This window comes from Aeromonas caviae (genome assembly GCF_000819785.1).
Classification (GTDB): Bacteria; Pseudomonadota; Gammaproteobacteria; order Enterobacterales; family Aeromonadaceae; genus Aeromonas; species Aeromonas caviae.
In genome coordinates this window covers 31,603-32,502 of the sequence record NZ_CDBK01000025.1, presented here as the reverse complement: position 1 = coordinate 32,502, position 900 = coordinate 31,603, and the positions used below count along the sequence as shown (strand labels likewise).

The following is a 900-nucleotide window of genomic DNA, read 5'->3' as shown; positions in this document are numbered from 1 at the left end:
GCGATGCCGAGGCTGCTGGCGTGGGCAGCCCAGCGCCCCAGCACCTCCCGCCGCCGCCGGCTGCTCACCTGCTTCTCCTGCTCCAGATGGTTGAGACGGGTCTTGAGCTCGGTCTGGCGCTCGCGCAGGGTGCGGGCCGCCCCCTGCATCGTCTCCAGCTCGCTGGCCAGTTGTTGCAGCCGCTGCAGCCAGCGGCTCTCGACCAGGGCAATCTCCTCGCCCCCCAGGCAGGTGGCACGGCTGGTGACCAGCCCCTGCCGTTGCTGTTCATGCTCCTTGTAGTCGCGCTCGAGCTTGTGCAGCAGCTCACGCTGGGTCTGCAGACGCGCCTCCTGAGCGCTCAGGGCCGGGGTGAGGCTGGCAATCTCGCCGGTCAGCCGCTCCCACTCGCTCTGACCGTGCAGCCAGGCCTCGCAGGCCCGCTGCCACTCGCGCCACTGCTGGCTGCCCAGCCACTGACGCCAGGGCTGGCCTCCCATCTGCTCGTCGAGCCGGCTGCCCCCCTGCTCAAGGCGCTGGCGCAGGGTCGTTTCCTGCTCGCCCATCGCATTCACCTCCCCTTCCAGAGCGATGCGCTGGCGATCGGCCTCCTGCCACTGCTGCTCGAACTGCTGGTGCTGGCTGGCCAGCTGGCTCAGCTGCTGGCGCACGGCCTGCAACTGCTGCTGGCCCTGCTGGGCCTCGCGCAGTTGCTGCTGGCTGCGGGCCAGCCCCTGCTCCAGACTCTGGCCGCGGCCGAGCAGGGTATTCATCAACTCGTTCCACTCGATCGGGCTCTGACGCAGCGGCAGCGGATGGCCCAGCAGCTCGGCACCGCCCAGCTGCAGCCAACGCTGGGTCAGCTGCTCGGCGCGCGTCTCCAGCTCAGGTAGATGCTGCTGACGCACCGCCAGCTGGCGG

Annotated in this window: 1 pseudogene; it reads right to left on the bottom strand. The window is 70.2% G+C overall.

Annotated features, from left to right (window positions below):
- A pseudogene (locus BN1120_RS21665) lies at positions 1 to 900 on the bottom strand (AAA family ATPase); the annotation flags it as partial.